The sequence below is a fragment of the Nocardioides pacificus genome (assembly GCF_054775955.1).
On record NZ_BAAHCI010000005.1, the window covers coordinates 1,543,489 to 1,559,088 of the forward strand.

Annotated in this window: 9 protein-coding genes; 6 read left to right on the forward strand and 3 right to left on the reverse strand. The window is 68.8% G+C overall.

Annotation, left to right across the window (positions count from 1 at the left end):
- Window positions 1-35: 35 nt before the first annotated feature.
- The 4 genes from ACYU7L_RS10030 (at window position 36) to ACYU7L_RS10045 (ending at window position 7,344) form a co-directional block, all read left to right on the forward strand.
- Window positions 36-896, forward strand: coding sequence for a sulfotransferase domain-containing protein (locus tag ACYU7L_RS10030; RefSeq protein ID WP_460795722.1), 861 nt, complete (start codon window positions 36-38; stop codon window positions 894-896).
- Window positions 893-2,200 (forward strand): hypothetical protein, encoded by a 1,308-nt coding sequence (locus ACYU7L_RS10035; protein WP_460795724.1) that lies wholly within the window; start codon window positions 893-895, stop codon window positions 2,198-2,200. The genes ACYU7L_RS10030 and ACYU7L_RS10035 overlap by 4 nt, the downstream gene beginning before the upstream one ends.
- A complete protein-coding gene (locus ACYU7L_RS10040) occupies window positions 2,197-3,153 on the forward strand; it encodes a sulfotransferase domain-containing protein (RefSeq protein ID WP_460795727.1) in 957 nt (318 codons plus the stop codon). The genes ACYU7L_RS10035 and ACYU7L_RS10040 overlap by 4 nt, the downstream gene beginning before the upstream one ends.
- 132 nt (window positions 3,154-3,285) lie before the next feature.
- Entirely contained in the window at window positions 3,286-7,344 is a 4,059-nt protein-coding gene (locus tag ACYU7L_RS10045; protein WP_460795730.1) for a PKD domain-containing protein, read from the forward strand.
- A 9-nt stretch (window positions 7,345-7,353) separates the two neighbouring features.
- Here the strand turns inward: ACYU7L_RS10045 and ACYU7L_RS10050 are convergent, their stop codons facing one another.
- Window positions 7,354-8,208 (reverse strand): hypothetical protein, encoded by an 855-nt coding sequence (locus tag ACYU7L_RS10050; protein WP_460795732.1) that lies wholly within the window; start codon window positions 8,206-8,208, stop codon window positions 7,354-7,356.
- Window positions 8,209-8,411: 203 nt separating this feature from the next.
- Between ACYU7L_RS10050 and ACYU7L_RS10055 the strand changes: the two genes are divergently transcribed.
- A complete protein-coding gene (locus ACYU7L_RS10055; RefSeq protein ID WP_460795735.1) occupies window positions 8,412-11,609 on the forward strand; it encodes a LamG-like jellyroll fold domain-containing protein in 3,198 nt (1,065 codons plus the stop codon).
- A 63-nt stretch (window positions 11,610-11,672) separates the two neighbouring features.
- Here the strand turns inward: ACYU7L_RS10055 and ACYU7L_RS10060 are convergent, their stop codons facing one another.
- Window positions 11,673-13,457 carry a hypothetical protein gene (locus ACYU7L_RS10060; RefSeq protein WP_460795737.1) on the reverse strand — a complete coding sequence of 595 codons (1,785 nt, stop codon included), beginning with the start codon at window positions 13,455-13,457 and terminating at the stop codon, window positions 11,673-11,675.
- 472 nt (window positions 13,458-13,929) lie between these two features.
- Between ACYU7L_RS10060 and ACYU7L_RS10065 the strand changes: the two genes are divergently transcribed.
- Entirely contained in the window at window positions 13,930-14,355 is a 426-nt protein-coding gene (locus tag ACYU7L_RS10065; RefSeq protein ID WP_460795739.1) for a VOC family protein, read from the forward strand.
- Window positions 14,356-14,615: 260 nt separating this feature from the next.
- On the opposite strand, the gene ACYU7L_RS10070 is transcribed toward ACYU7L_RS10065, so the two are convergent.
- Window positions 14,616-15,335: a hypothetical protein gene (locus ACYU7L_RS10070; protein ID WP_460795741.1), complete on the reverse strand. Its 720-nt coding sequence runs from the start codon at window positions 15,333-15,335 to the stop codon at window positions 14,616-14,618.
- Between the last annotated feature and the right edge of the window lie 265 nt (window positions 15,336-15,600).

Consider the following 15,600-nt stretch of genomic DNA (forward strand, 5'->3'; position numbering starts at 1 on the left):
GGGACATGTCACAGCTACCGGCGCTCAAGGAGCGCATGCCTCGACCAGCGATGGACCTCGCCAACTGGACGACCCGGCAGTGGGGGGTCGCCACCTCGGCGCGGCGCGGCCGGCCCGACTTCCTGGTGATCGGGACCAAGCGCGGGGGAACCACGTCGCTGTTCAACTACCTCCTCATGCATCCGGGAGTTCTCGGCCTTTACCCGCAGGTCCGCGGGCGAAAGAGCACCGACTACTTCTTCCGCAACCTGCACCTAGGTGAGGCGTGGTACCGCTCGCACTTCCACACCGACGGCAGACTCGAGAGGGGGGCGCGCCACCTGGGCTATCGCCCCCAGAGCGGCGAGGCGTCGCCTTTCTACATGTGGGATGAGCGGATCCCGGAGCGGGTACACACGGTCGCCCCGTCGGTGAAGGCGATCGCGCTCGTGCGGGACCCCGTCGAGCGGGCGTGGTCGCATTACCAGGAGCGGGTCCAGAACGGAGTCGAGCCGCTCTCGTTCGTCGAGGCCTTGGACGTCGAGGAGAGGCGCACGAGGCATGAGCTCGAGCGGATGCGCAACGACCCGGACTACCACAGCGATGCGTGGGACTGGTACGCCTACCGGCAGCGCGGCGTCTATCTGCCCCAGTTGCTGGGCTGGATGCGGGTCTTCCCCCGTGAGCAGCTCCTGGTGCTGCGCAGCGAGGACATGTACTCCGACGTGCAGTCGGCGTTCGAGACCACGTGTGAATTCCTGGGACTGCCGGCGACGCAACTGCCCATGCGCAAGACGTTCAACGCGAGTGCCCGGGCACCGATGCCCGACTCGGTGCGGACGGAGCTGTCCGAGTTCTACCGGCCCCACAACGAGCGGCTCGAGGCCTTCCTCGGCCGGCCACTGGAGTGGTCGTGAGGACGAGGCAGGCGCCGACAGGGGGCCTCGGTCACCCTCTGGACCATGTCGTCGAGCAGTTGTGGGCACCGGCCTTCTCGCGGTCGACCGCGCTGCGCGCCGTCGTCGACCCAGAGCCCGACCGGGAGTGGCGCACCGTGGAGTCCTACTGGCTGGTGCCTAAGGAGTCCTCGGCGCAGTTCCTGGTCCCGCGGCGGCCGTGTGCGGCTGCGAGTCGGAGCCTGACCAACTACCGCCGATTACGGAGCCATTCGACCAACGTCGCACGGTTCGCACTGGGGGCGGCGGCTCGGCTCGGACTCCCGCTGTCCGCATCTGTCGTCGAGGTGCAGGCCCGTCACGATGCACCGCCGGGCACTGCAGAGCTGCTGCCTCTCGCCCAGCTCAGCCGTGCACTCGGCACCCAGGTGTTCGCGGCCACCGGGATCCGCACCAGCGACAACCGCAAGACGATGTTGCACCTGGTCAATGCACGCGGTGACCCGGTCGGTTACGCAAAAGTGGGCTGGGACGGGATGACCGACAGGCTGGTCGCCAACGAGGGTGGAGTGCTGGCCGAGATCGGCGGTGCCGAGGGACCTGCGCGGCCGCCTCAGCTGCTCGCCCGGCTCGACTACCTCGGTCATCCGATCACCGTCACCGGCCCGCTCCCGCTGGACGTGAGGGGCTCCCTGACCGACGTCGTCGCGCCGACTGCGCAAGAGATGTTCGCCTTGACGCCGGTCGTGCGGCGCGCTCCGGTCGCGCAGACAGCCCAGTGGCGGGCCGTGCGCAAGCGGCTTGTTGCGTCGCGCAGTGCGGCGCACGTCCGCGCGGTCGCCGATCACGCACTGGCGTTGGGTGGGGCGGTGGAGCGCTACGACGTGCTGCTGCCCGTGACCACCCGGTGGCACGGCGACCTCTCCCCATGGAACCGGGCGCGAGGTGCCGAAGGACAGCTGTGGATCTGGGACTGGGAGAACGCCGAGCCCGATGCTGTGGCCGGCCTCGACGCGGTCCACTGGGCGTTCTCGGTTCAGCGTCTGGGCACGCGCGACGTCAATCGGATGTCGTTGCACGACGCCCTGGCGGATGCCGACCATCACCTCACGGCCATCGGGCTCGACGTGCCCGATCGTGCGGTCGTCGCCGCAGCGTACGCCGTCACCATGGTCGAGCGTGCCTGCACCATCGCGCGGCACTCCGGGTCCTGGGAGACCGCATTCATCGGTCCTGCTGGGCTCCTGCACCTGCTTCGGCAGGCCGAACGGCTCTGCCCGAGCACCGTCGTAGACCCCTCGCCACGACTCACGGAGGCATCATGAGCAATCTTGACCAGCACATCGGGCGGCACCGGTCGATCACGGCGGAGCAGGGGATGCCCAGCTTTGCGGTGATCGGCGCCCAGAAGTCGGCCTCGACGTTCCTGCAGGACCAGATGAGCCTGCATCCCTCCATCGAGATACCCGAGGGTGAGGTGCGCTGCTTCGAGGACCCGTTCTTCACGGCGGGAGACGTCGCCCGCCTCCCCGGGCTCTTCCAGCGCCCGGCGGAGCAGACCGTCCGCGGCATCAAGCGTCCTGACTACCTCGGACGCCCCGAAATCCCGGCACGACTCCACGAGGCGCTTCCGGGCCTGCGGCTCCTCGTGGTGCTCCGTGACCCGGTCGCGCGGGCGGTGTCGAGCTACTACCACTTTGTGCGTCATGGGTTCGTGCCTCTGCGTCCGATCGACGAGGCGATGTCCGCGCTGATGGCCGGCACCTGGGATCACGACCACCCGCGGGCGCAGGAGGTCCTGACGTTCGGCCGCTACGGTGAGCACCTCGAGCGCTATCTCGGGATCTTCCCGGCCGAGCAGATCGCGGTGTTCGACCAGGGGCACCTCATCGGCCAGCCTCAGCAGGCGCTCCGCTTGGCGTTCGCGTTCGTCGGCGTCACACCGGACTGGCCGCTCCCGGAGCGTTCGGTCCGGGTGTCCAACCGTGGCGTCTACTCTGCGACCCGACTTCGGATGCTGCGCACCAAGAACCGCACCCGCTTCACTTACAGCGAGTCACGGGACCGTCGCTATCCGCGCCGGATGACCCCATGGGGGTGGGCCTACAACGCCTCCATCGTCGGCCTCGACCGGCTCGTGCTGAGCCATCTTGACCCGGGTACCCCCCCCGAGCTCTCCGCTCAGACGCGGCGGATGCTCGACGACTACTACGCTCCCGACCTAGACCTGCTGCGTGACCTGCTCGGTACCTGGGGGCTGCGGCCGCCCTGGCTCTGAGACTGGTTTGGCTCCGGGGTTTTCACCGACTCTGGTGATGCTTCCGGCGCCTGCCCGCCGATACGTTCCGAAGGTCGACGACGCAACTCGGACGGCGCCGCACCTACATCCCGCACTCTCTAGGGGTTGGTCATGCTCGCAACGCGTCGCCTTGTCGCGGTCCTTGTCCTGCTGCTCGCCACGCTCGCGCTGCCCGCCCTCGCCGGACAGTCCTTGGCCTTCCCTGCGGAGGCGGCCCGCCTGGGAGCCGCGGCCGACACGGCCGCCGGGTCCTGCTGGGAGATCAAGCAAGCTCAACCCACATCAGCCAGCGGCGCCTACTGGCTGCTCACCCCCGCCATGGCGGAGCCCCAGCAGTTCTACTGCGACATGACCACCGACGGCGGTGGCTGGGTGCTGGTGGGGCAGGGGCGCGAAGGTTGGACGATCGACTATGACGGCAAGAGTGACAGCGCGGCGCTTCTCGCCCCAGGGTCCTTGCCGCTCACCACCACGGTCCAACTGCCCAGCGACACGGTGCGGGCGCTGCTGAACGGCGGCCGCGTGGATGCGCTCGCGGACGGCGTACGGATGCGTCGGGCCACCAACGCTGCCGGGTCCTCGTGGCAGGAGGTGCGGGTGAAGTACTCCAAGTGGCCGCAGTGGACATGGACCTTCGGCGCCGAGAACCCCGTCGCCAGCTGGTCCTTCGACTCCACCAAGGGCACCGGGGGCACCTCCGCGAGCTTCGGGACGGGGAGCGGCCTCACCGTCGAGAACAACACGGCCGTGAAGGCCAACACCTACAAGCGGGGCTTCGCCTACGGCACATCGGTCGTCGGGTCGAACGCCGACACGACTTACCTGTGGTCAGCCACCAATGCCGGGAGCGCCCTGCCCGTCACCCAGGTCTACGTGCGCCCGAAGGTGCTCTCCGATGACGGCGCCTTCACCCCCATCGCCGACGGCGGTCTCGAGGGGTGGGCACAGCAGCGCCTGCCCAAGTCACAGGCGCTGGCCTCTCCCTGGGGGGTCTCCGGACTGGCGGCGAGCAGCAGCACCGAGGGCAACGTCGAGGTGCAGGCGTTCACCCAGTCCGGCTCGACCATGTACGTCGGTGGCAACTTCAAGTTCGTCCAGCAGGACGCTGCAGGCACGGGCCAGGTGAGCCAGCCGTTCCTCGCCGCCTTCGACGTCGCGACCGGGGAGTGGGTCCCGAGCTTCCGGCCGGTCCTCAACCAGCAGGTTCACGACCTCGCCACCCTGCCGAACGGAGATGTAGTCGCTGGAGGCGAGTTCACCCAGGTCAACGGCCAGGCGGTGACCGGGATCGTCGCTCTCGACCCGACGAGCGGGGCCGTCAACACCTCCTGGAACGTGACTCTCCAGAACCGGCTCACCAACGACACCTTCCGCGTGAACTCGCTCGACGTGGCGGGCGACTACCTCTACGTTGCCGGAGCCCTCACCCACTTCGCCGGCGGCAGCAGGCCGAACGCCTTCATCTACTCCCGCGGCATGGCGCGGGTGACGACGGCCAACGGCACGCCCGACGCCAACTGGAAGCCGACCCTCAACGGCACCGTGACTGACGTCTCGGTCTCGCCGGACGCCGGTACCGCCTACGCCAGCGGCTTCTTCACCACCTCCAACGGCGTCGCATCGTTCAAGGCGGCCGCCATCTCGACGTCGGCGGGTGCCGCGGCGCGGCCGTGGAGCCCGACCTGGAGCAACGCGAAAAACAACTACCAGCGCACGATCGACGCTGTCGGCAACAAGGTCTGGGTGGGTGGATCCGAGCACTCGTTGTTCCAGTTCGATCCATCGACCCTGGCGCGCACGATGGGCGATATCGCGAAGCCGCATGGAGACATTCAGACGATAGGCCATATGGACAACGCGGTCTTCGCCGGTTGCCACTGTGACGACTGGTCCTATCGCGGCGCCTACACGTGGTCTTCCCTCGGGACGGGGTGGACGGGCGCCGACGCGCTGCGTTGGCTGGGTGCGTGGGATGCCACGACGGGTGAACGGCTTCCATCGTTCACCCCCAACCTGGAGATGCGCCAAGGCACGGGCATCTGGGCGATCCAGCCCGACAGCACTGGAGTCCTCTGGGCAGGGGGTGACGTGGTCGCTGCCGCCACCTCCTCGCAGGCGGCGGCGTTCGCGGGTGGTTTCGTGCGGTTCGCCCCGAACGACTCGACCGCACCCACCCGTCCTGAGAACCTCCAGGTGACCGGCTCGACGTCCCTGACCGCCACCCTGTCGTGGTCCGGGTCCAGCGACTCGGGCGGGGGAGTGCGCTACGTCGTGCTCCGCGACGACCGGCCCATCGCCGTCACGAACGGCAACCTGACCTCGATCACGGTGCCGCTCGGCGGGTCCAACCGGTTCTTCGTCCGAGCCGTGGACCGAGCTGGCAACTACTCGGCAACCACTCCGGTGCTCGCGGTGTCGGGGGCGCATCTGCCGCCCACCGCGTCGTTCACGACGGCTTCGTTCTACTCGACGGTGCAGGTCGACGGGTCCGGGTCTACAGCGACAGACGCAGACATCGTCGACCACCTGTGGGACTTCGGCGACGGCTCGGGTGCCCGCGGAGCACATGCCGAGCACACCTACGCCACGGCGGGGACCTACATCGTCAAGCTCACGGTGACCGACTCGACCGGTGCCACCGGATCGATGTCGCAGACGGTCACCGTGACCAACGCGGCCAACCCGTCGCCGAGCGACCCCTACGGTCGTCTGGTCTACTCACTCTCGCCGTCGGTCTACTACCGGCTCGGCGAGGCCAGCGGCACCAACGCCAAGGACTCCGGTCCGGAGGGCCGCGACGGCAGCTATGTCGGCAACGTGACCCGCGGAGTCGCCGGCGCGCTCGCCGGCACCCAGGACACCGGGGTCAGCACCGGCAGCAGCCAGGGATTCGTCACTTCGCCGAAGCTGACGGCCCCACCCTCGACGTTCTCCCTCGCGATCTGGTTCAGGACCACCTCGACGTCCGGTGGACGACTGATCGGCTACAGCAGCTCGAGCACGGGGACGTCGAGCAACTACGACCGCCACCTGTTCCTGCGCAACGACGGCACCGTCGTGTTCGGCGCCTACTCAGGAGTGGAGAACCGGGTGACGAGCAGTACGCCCGTCAACGACGGGCAGTGGCACTCGGCAGTGGCGACGCTGTCGCCCGTCGACGGCATGAGGCTCTACGTCGACGGCGTCCTCGCCGGCACGAACGCCAACACGACGGCCGAGAACTTCGTCGGCTACTGGCGCGTCGGCGGCGACAACGTGTGGTCGGGCGCGAGCACGGGGAACCTCGCCGGATCGCTCGACGAGGGCTCGGTGTTCCCGACGGCGCTGAGTGGCTCCCAGGTGTCCGAGCTGCACGCCGCACGCTCGGCGGTCGACACGCCGTCGGGGGACAACCAGGCACCCACGGCGGCCTTCACATCGAGCGTTTCGAGCCTGGCGGTGCAGTTCGACGCCTCGGGCTCCACTGACAGTGACGGCACCCTGCGGACTTGGGCCTGGGACTTCGGCGATGGCACCACCGGCGCCGGACAGCTGGTCAGCCACTCCTACGCGCTGGCCGCGACCTACACCGTGCGGCTGACCGTGACCGATGACGGCGGCGCGACCTCGAGCGTCACTCACGACGTCACCACGTCCACCCCCCCGGTGGACAGCACGGTGGTGCCGAGCAAGTCGGCGTGGAGCTGGCGATACGAAGCAGCAGCGCCACCGGCCGACTGGGCAACACGTGACTTCGACGCCTCCTCGTGGAACACCGGACTCGGGGCCTTGGGCTTCGGGCCGACTGGGCTGGGCACGAACATCGACGTGTTCGCCACCACAGCGGACAGGCCGTTGGCAGCGTACTTCCGCCGGGACTTCCAGGTGGCCGATCACACGAAGGTCACCCGGTTGGTGCTGACTACCGTGGCGGACGACGGGGTCGTGGTCTACGTCAACGGCACCGAGGTCGGCCGCTCCAACATGCCGACCGGCGTCGTCACCAATAGAACCTACGCGTCCTCGGCCCGCAGAACGTCGGTCGCCACGAGCGCGCCGTACGTGGTCGAGGTTCCGTCGGGGCTACTCGTGGATGGCCGGAACGTGATCGCAGCGGAGACCCACCTCAACTACCGGGGGACTGCCGACGCGAGCTTCGACCTATCGGCGGAAATGAGGTCGGTGCCGTAGGCGTCGGTGCTAGGGCCGCTCGATCTCGAGGAACGGGCGTGACACGGCACCATTCAGCTGGTCGGTGGCCGATTGGACGATCTCGCCCATCGAGGAAACCTTCCCGCCGATCGAGAGCGGCACCCGAGAGTCGGCCGGGGTGAGGTCGCCGGTTGCGCCGAGGCCCACCCGGGTGCTCCTCGCATCGGGATCCGCAAGCGGCCAGGAGGTCACGCTGACCTCCGCCCCGTCGCGGTGGCACTCCATGTGGTACCAGACGCCCGGGACCACGGCGGCGACCGAGCGAACCGTGACCAGACCGTCGGAGCCTTGGACGACGCAGGCCGGGCGGCCGAGGTCGAGCTCAGCCTTGTAGAGAGTCTCCTCGCTGAAGAGGCCCCGCTGGACGAGGTTGTCGCCGTTGTCCTCTGGCCGTCCCTCGGAGCGCGCGTCAACGACGAAGTCAGTCCCCCAGGTGAAGGAAGCGACGCCCGGATTCAGCGCGTCCCTGTCGCCGGCGTTGGTCACCACGATCACCGCGCGCGGGTAGGGGCCGCTGGGTCGGTAAGGAGAGAAGCCGATGGCGGCGTCGTCGTCCGGACTCTCGACGGTGCGGAGACGGCCGCCCTCATGTGCCGCGATGCGGACATCGACGTCAGCATCTCCGGACTGGATGGGGCTGGCTGCTGGGCCTGCGATGAGCACGGTCACTCCCGAGCTGGGCGCGGCGGTCGGGGAGGGGGACACCGGCGTCGAGGAGCTGGGTGCTTCCTCGGCGTCGCTGAGGTCGCAACCCGTCGCCACGACGCAGAGGCCCACGCAGGCGAGGGCAGCCAGGGCTCTCAGGCTGACGGTCTCGCTATGCGTGTCATCTCTCCTGAGCATGACACGACCCTAGTGCCCGACTCGTCGGCGTGTCCCGCGAGTCGCACCGGATATACCGCTTGTAAGGCATGCCTGGTCTCTGTGGACGTGCAAGCGTCGAGCCCATCCACTCGCGGGTGCCGGGAGCCGGTATCGCGACCGACAGGTTGGAGAGAGCGATGCGACGAGCTGTCTGGCGCAGTCGTGCCTTGGGTGCTGCCGCCGTGACCTTGCTGGCGGGCGTGCTGGCGGTGGTCACGGGGCCGAATCCGCCCGCTGCGGCTGCCGCCAACGACCAGACGCTGAGCGGCACCACCTCGTCAATGTGGCAGACGAATCAGCCCGTCGACGCGATCGCCGCGGCCAACGGCGTCGTGTACGCCGGTGGGCGGTTCACCCAGGTCCGTCCACCGGGTGCGGCCAACGGGGCTGCAAGCTCAGTGTCACGCACCTACCTAGCGGCGTTCAACGCGAGCACCGGTGCCCTGATCACCACTTTCAACTTCGCGCTCAACGGGCGTGTCTACGACCTCGAAGTCTCCCCCGACAACCAGACCCTGTATGTCTCCGGGGCCTTCAGCACGGTCAACGGCAGCGCGCGCGGCAGGGTCGCTGCGATCAACCTTGCGAACAACACTCTCAACGCCTTCAACCCGAACGCCAATCGATTGGTCACCGCCTTGGCCGCGACCAGCTCGCGCGTCTACCTCTCCGGTGACTTCACCACGGTACGCGGCGCCGCGCGCGACAAGATCGCCTCGGTCTATGCGCCGACGGCGTCGGATGGGGCATCGGGCGCCCTCGACACAGGGTTTGAAGCGTCACTGGTCGCGCCCGAGCCCTCGCTGTTCACTGAGAACCCGAGCGCGCGGGCCCTCACCATGGTGGTGACGTCCGATCGCAGCCGGCTGCTCATCGGCGGAGGGTTCGACGAGGTCAACGGCACGATGACCGGCGGAGTCGCCTCCCTGAATCCTGCGACGGGTGCTGTTCAGGACTGGGCGGCGAACAGTGCGCAGTCCATCAACCTCAACTGCTCCGGCCGGACGCGCGCGATCGTCGTTGACGGAAGCAACGCCTACGTCACCGCTGAAGGAGATCCTCCGGGCTGCTACGAGGGGACGTATGCCGCGAACCTCACCACCGGTCAGCTGATCTGGAACTCGTCGTGCCTGGGAGCCAGCCAGGGCATCGTGGTGATGAAGGGAGTCCTGTACAAGGGATCGCATCAGCACGACTGCGCCTTCACACCGGGTGACGCCCGGGGCGGCTTCGTCGGCGGGCTCAGCCGCAGCTCCTTTGTCCACTACTACCTCGTCGCGCAGAGCACCAGCGACGGGTCGTTCGCCCACTGGACGCCGGCGACCAACGCGTCCGGCACCGGCGGTGTCGGTCCGCACGTGATGGCGACCGACGGCAACCAGATCTTCGTCGGGGGAGACTTCACGAGGATCAATGGCGCCGCTCAGCAGGGCCTGGCGCGCTTCTCTCCCGGAGGCTCTGGCGCGACACCGGAGGTTCCAGGACGCTCCTACAACGCTGACCCCTTCTCCGGCGCCACCCCGACACTTGCGATCAACGGCGCGATCACCGTGCAGCCGACCGCGGCCAACACGCTGACCATCGAGGTGCCGACGGTCGAGGACGTCGATAGCGGCACCCTCACGTACCGCGTCTACCGCAACAACGGTGCCATGCCGGTCTTCACCCAGACGGCCGAGTCCTTTCCGTGGAGCCGACCGGTGCTGCGCTTCGACGACGTGGGTCTGACCCCCGGAAGCACGCACTCCTACCGTGTCACCGCTAGTGACGGTGTGAACACAAGTGCCCGCTCGACCGCCGTGTCCGGCACCGTGAGTTCGTCGGCGCCGCCTCCATATGCCGTCCGGATGAGCGGTCTCGATCCGCGCGCGTGGTGGCGGCTCGACGACGCTGGCACGACCGCGGTGGACAGTTCGGGCCACGGAGTCACCGGTACCCGGATCGGCGGTGTCGGCGTGGACCCGAGCGGTGCCGTGACAGGCAGCACCGCCGCGCGACTGGACGGCTCCACCGGCTACCTCACGTCCGACGGTCAGATCTCAGCGCCCAACGCGTTCTCCCAGTCCGCCTGGTTCAAGACGACCTCGATACGTGGCGGGAACATCCTGTCCCAGTCCGACACCCGGACCGGGCCCGGCGGCATCCACGACCGGATCATCACGATGGACAACAACGGTGCCTTGGTCTTCGCCGTCAAGGGCGTCGGCCGCGGTGGACCGTTCGGATCGCCGAGCATCAGTCTGCGCAACCAGGGCCCGATCTGGAACGACGGCAGGTGGCACCACGTCGTCGGCACCTACGACGGCAACGGGCTGCTGACCCTCTACGTCGACGGCCAGCGCCAGATGTCGGTAACAGGCAGCGTGGACAACCCGGACCTGCGCCCGGTGGGCCTGCCGACCTCCTACCTGCGCGCGGGCTACGCCGACCACACCAACATCCAGCTCGTCTTCGGCATCAACTTCTACCGTCAGAAGTGGCCGGCCAGCGACTTCTTCGACGGCAGCCTTGACGAGCCGGCGGCGTGGGACCGGGCGCTGACACCGGCCGAGGTCCAGGGGCTCTTCGCAAGCGGTCTGGGGGAGCGGCCCGCCAATGCCGAGCCGCAGGCGTCCTTCAGCGTGACGGCCAACGGGGGTGCCGGGGTATCGGTCGACGCGTCGGGCTCGAGCGATGATGGGTCCATCGTCGCCTACTCTTGGAACTGGGGCGACGGCACGCCCAGCGGTTCGGGGGTCAGCGCCTCACACGTGTACGCGACCTCGGGGACCAAGACGATCACGCTCACGGTCACCGACGACGAAGGCGCCACGGCCCAAGCGACCCGCGACGTCACGGTGACGGCAGGTCAGAGCGAGACGAGCACGGTCATCGCGAGCGGCTCCTTCTGGAGTTGGAAGTACGACGGCAGCGCGCCCGGGTCTGGTTGGAACGGACTGAGCGGCAACACCTCTCAGTGGAGCGTCGGCAATGCCATCCTGGGATTCCCTGCCTCGGGTGTGACGACCAACGTCGACACCTTCGCCACCACGTCCGCTCGGCCGCTCGCGGCGTACTTCGTCAAGCGGTTCGCTGTGAGTGACGCCAACAAGGTGGTCGGTCTCGCCCTCGATGGCCTGGCGAACGACGGGGTGGTGGTCTATGTGAACGGCGTGGAGGTGACGCGCAAGAACATGCCGTCCGGGACGATCACGGCGACCACGTATGCGTCCTCGGCACGGAACGCGACGACCGCGGCCGGTGACCCGTTCGTCGTCCAGGTGCCGACCAACCTGCTCGTCACGGGGCAGAACGTGGTGGCCGCCGAGACACACCTGAACTACAGGGCCACCCGCGACATGGGCTTCGATATGCGGGCGGACCTGACCACGAGTCCGTGAGACCGAGCAGAAGGTCGCGGTCCGGCGCTCTGCCCGGACCGCGACCCTTTGCCGACTGGGTGGCTACTGCGTCAGAGCCGAGCGGAAGGCCGCCAGGGTTCGCGGCTGGCTGCCGTCGTCGATGATGAAGTTGTTCGCCGTGTCGTTGCCGTCGATCCGGTTGAAGTACACCGCGAAGGACGCTCCCTGCTGACGCAGGAGCGCGCTCGCCGCGGTGACGAACGTGGCGTTGGAGGCGTCGCCGAGCGAGGCGTCGGTGCCCCACTCCGTGAGGCCCCAAGGCTTGAGCGAACCGTCGGCGTTCCGCATCCAGGGCTGAGCCTTCAGGGCCGCGATCTTCGGCCCGAACAACTTCTCGGGGGTGTCGCTGGGGGAGTTGTGCTTCCAGCGGTATGGGTCGAAGGTCGCCATCTGGATCAGCGACGGCTCGAGCAGGCGCGCGTAGGCGTCCTCACCGGCACCGGAGCCGCCGTACCAGTAGGTCCGCACCACGGCGGGTGCGGCGGTTCGCACCTGACCCATCACCTTGTTCCACGCTGCGGCGGACTGCTCCGTGGTCGGCTTCTGGCTGGCGCCGTACCCCGTGTAGGCGTACTTGTCCTGGTTGATCTTGATCTGCGGCTCGTGCTCGTCGGCGAAGTAGACACGCGTCCCGTTGTCGGCCGCGGCGGCGTAGTCGCTCAGCGTCTTGAGACCGGAGACGAACCCGCGGAAGTACTCCTGCACCGTCGGTCCCCAGGCGGCGATCTCGGCTCGGGTGAAGGGGCCGTTCTTATAGCCGAGTGTGATGACCGGGCTGATGCCACGGTCGATCTGCGCCTGGTGGCGGCTGATGTTCGGCGTCGTCACCTGGTCGGCGTTCAGGTACGTCGTCTCGACGGCCGGGTAGGCGCCGAACGAGGTCTTGAAGGACTCATAGGAGAAGGAGCCCTTGTACAGGCCGATGGTCATCGGCCCCGAGGCGATCGGTTGCGTCGGGCTGGCCGTCGGCTCGGGGACGGGGGTCGTCGGCGTGGAGGTCGGCGTGGACGTGGACGGACCCTGGGTGGGGGTGCCGGTGGGACCCGCAGTCGGCGTGGCCGTGCTGGGGGCCGAGGTGCTCGGAGCGGGGGGCCGAGGGGTGCGCGACCAGGACTCCGGCGCGATCGGGGATCGGTAGATCGCGCGGTCACGCGCACTGCTGATCAGCAGCGAGCCGCCAAAGCGATCCAGGCTCACACCGGTCGCCGTCGTGGTCGGGAGTGCTTGGCTCGTCGGGGCGACCCCCGGGGCGGAGTAGAAGTAGCTGGTTTCAGCGTCGACGAGGACCAGGCCACGGCCTCGCGTGTCGAACGCGCCGCCGGTGATCCCGGCCGGGATCGCCCCGACCCGCGTGAGGACGTTTACCCGACGGCTGCTCACCGTCCGGGGGGCGACGTAGAGCGCACCCTGGTTGGTGCCCTGGGTGGCGACGAAGAGCCGGCCGGTGCTGGGCTGGACAAGCAGCGACTGCGCCGCCGCCGTGCCGGGCACCCGAAGCCGGTACTTGCGGGCCTTTACCCTGGTCCGCGTCAGGTTGGAAGGCTCGGAGACCCGATGCACGGTGAGGATTGCGGCGCCGTTGCGGACCTGGCCGGCACCGGCGAGCCACAGGGTGTGCTGTGGTCCCGCCGCGACGTTCTGCCAGGTCTGGCCGGCCGCGCCAGCGACGGCAAGTCGCGCGACGGTGGAGCCGTCGGCGCCCACCCCGCGGATCGACGGCTCGTCCGCAGACCCGCCGACTGTCCACAGCACGTCACGCTGGTAGGTGCTGCGGGAAACCCCGGACAGCTGCGAGAAGCGGTCGTCGCGCAGCAGGGGGGCGGCCACGGCTGCATCGGATGAGCCGCCGAGAGACACGGCACCCACCCCAAGGGCGATGACGGAGACGAGTGCCGCCGCGAGCGCCGCGTGAAGGCGGTGCTGGAGCGCGGGGCGTTCGTCCAGGGTTCGAGTGGTCGGATCGAGTGCCGCGGCCGGGCGGGCGGGCGTGAGCCCGAGCCGTCCGACCGGGTTCTGGGAAGTCACAAGCGATCTGGTCCTGCGCATGCTAACGAAGAGTCCTTCCGGAGGGGGGAAACAGCGAGCGGTCCCCCGCGCTCACCGGTCACGGAAACTATCGGCGGGGCAATCGCGGAACCAAAGTGGCGGGCCCGATTCGGCCCGATCCGGACGCGTATAGTCGATTTTTCCCCAATTTTGATGAGCCTCTCGGTTGGCTCGAGGTGCTAGTGCATCGACCCCTGCCGGGGAGCGACCGAACGACCTCGACACACGCCGCCGCGTTCGTCACAGTGGCGCCATGCCCTCCTACATCTCGCACATCAGCGTCGACTGCGCCAACGCCTACGAGCTCTCCGAATGGTGGAAGCCCGTCCTGGGATACGTCGATGTCGAGAGCGACCCCAACCTGCCCAGCCACAACGAGTGCATGATCCGTGACGCGGAGACCGGACACTCTCTTCTGTTCATCGAGGTGCCCGAGCCCAAGACGGTGAAGAACCGACTGCACCTGGACCTGCGGCCCAGCGTCGGCACCCGCGACGAGGAGGTCGGCCGGCTGCTGGCGCTCGGCGCGAGCGAGGTGGCGGACCTGCGGGGGAAGTACGGTCCGGGATCTGGGTGGGTGGTGCTCGCGGACCCGGAGGGCAACGAGTTCTGCATCCTCCGCTCACCCTCGGAGCTCGCCGCGCACGATGCGGCTGCGGACGCCGAGCCGGACTCCTGAGAGCCGTCGCTCAACAAGGGCTGCCGCCGGACCGATGCTCCCCCATACGAGCCCGGGAGTCCGGGACGGCCGCGATGCGGGGAGCTGAGCGAAATGTGGGACGTGAACGAAAACAACGGTGGACATCTGTCCCGTGACCTGCCATGCGTCGGCTGTGGCCACGCCGGCCACACCTATCTGCCGTGCTCCGACAGTTGCGGGTGCGCGCCGCCGCCGATGCCGGGGGCCGAGATCATGCGCCTGGTCGGCTGACGACGTGACTATGACAGGGGCACACGCAGGACGGGGCTCCTCTCACCTTCGCTGCCGCGCAGCAGAGCCCGCGAGCCGCGGCCGAACTCGATGGACTCCCCTTGGGGGGTCTCTGGCAGCGCCAGCCTTCGGGTGGTCCTCCCCGAGGGCCAGCGCCTGAGGAAGGCCGTTCGGTAGTCGGTCATCACGACGCGCCGCCCGCGCCGGTCGAAGGCCGCCGCGGTGATGGACGCCGGCGCCGAGCCGACCCGTTGCAGCACGTTGGACCTGTCCCGGAGCAGCCGGCGGGGGGCCCGGTAGACCCCCGCGCCGTCCCTCTGCTTGGACACCACGAAGAGCCGCCCGGTGCGCGGGTGGACCATCAGCGCCTCGGCGTCGCGCGGACCATCCGGGTAAACCAGAGGGAACCGCGCCCATCGCACGGCGCGCGGACGCAGCCGCCGGGTCTCGCTGATGCGGTAGACCCAGACCCTCGCGCGGTCACGGTCATTGTCGCCGATGTCCCCGATCCAGAGCGTGTGCCCGGGGCCGGTCGACACGTCCTCCCAGTCCACGGCCCGCGCCCCCTCCAACCGCAGCACCGCACGGGTCCGGCCCGACTCCGCCACGGCGAAGAGCGCCGGCACCCCGTCGTTGTCGTTGTGGGTGAAGAGCAGCGAGCGACCGAAGGTACTGCGCGCCAGCCCACTCGACTCCGTGATTCGAGAGTCCTCCAGGTAGCGAGCCACCGCCGCCGATCCCCCTGCTGCAGAGCCGGCAGCGGCCCCTGAACCGGCTGAGGACTCGCCAGACAGCGCGAGCGGGCCTAGCGTCGCAGTGGCCAACGTGGTGACCAGCGCGGTCGCCCGGGTCGCCGTCAGGCGCGCTGTGCGGAGTCGTGTGCTCACCATGGCGACCCAAGGTAGAGAGTGGACGGTCCCTGGGGAAGAGCGGCGGCGGGGAATACCGAACGCAGATGATGGGGCGGCCGAGGGCGTCGGACCCCGTCCTACA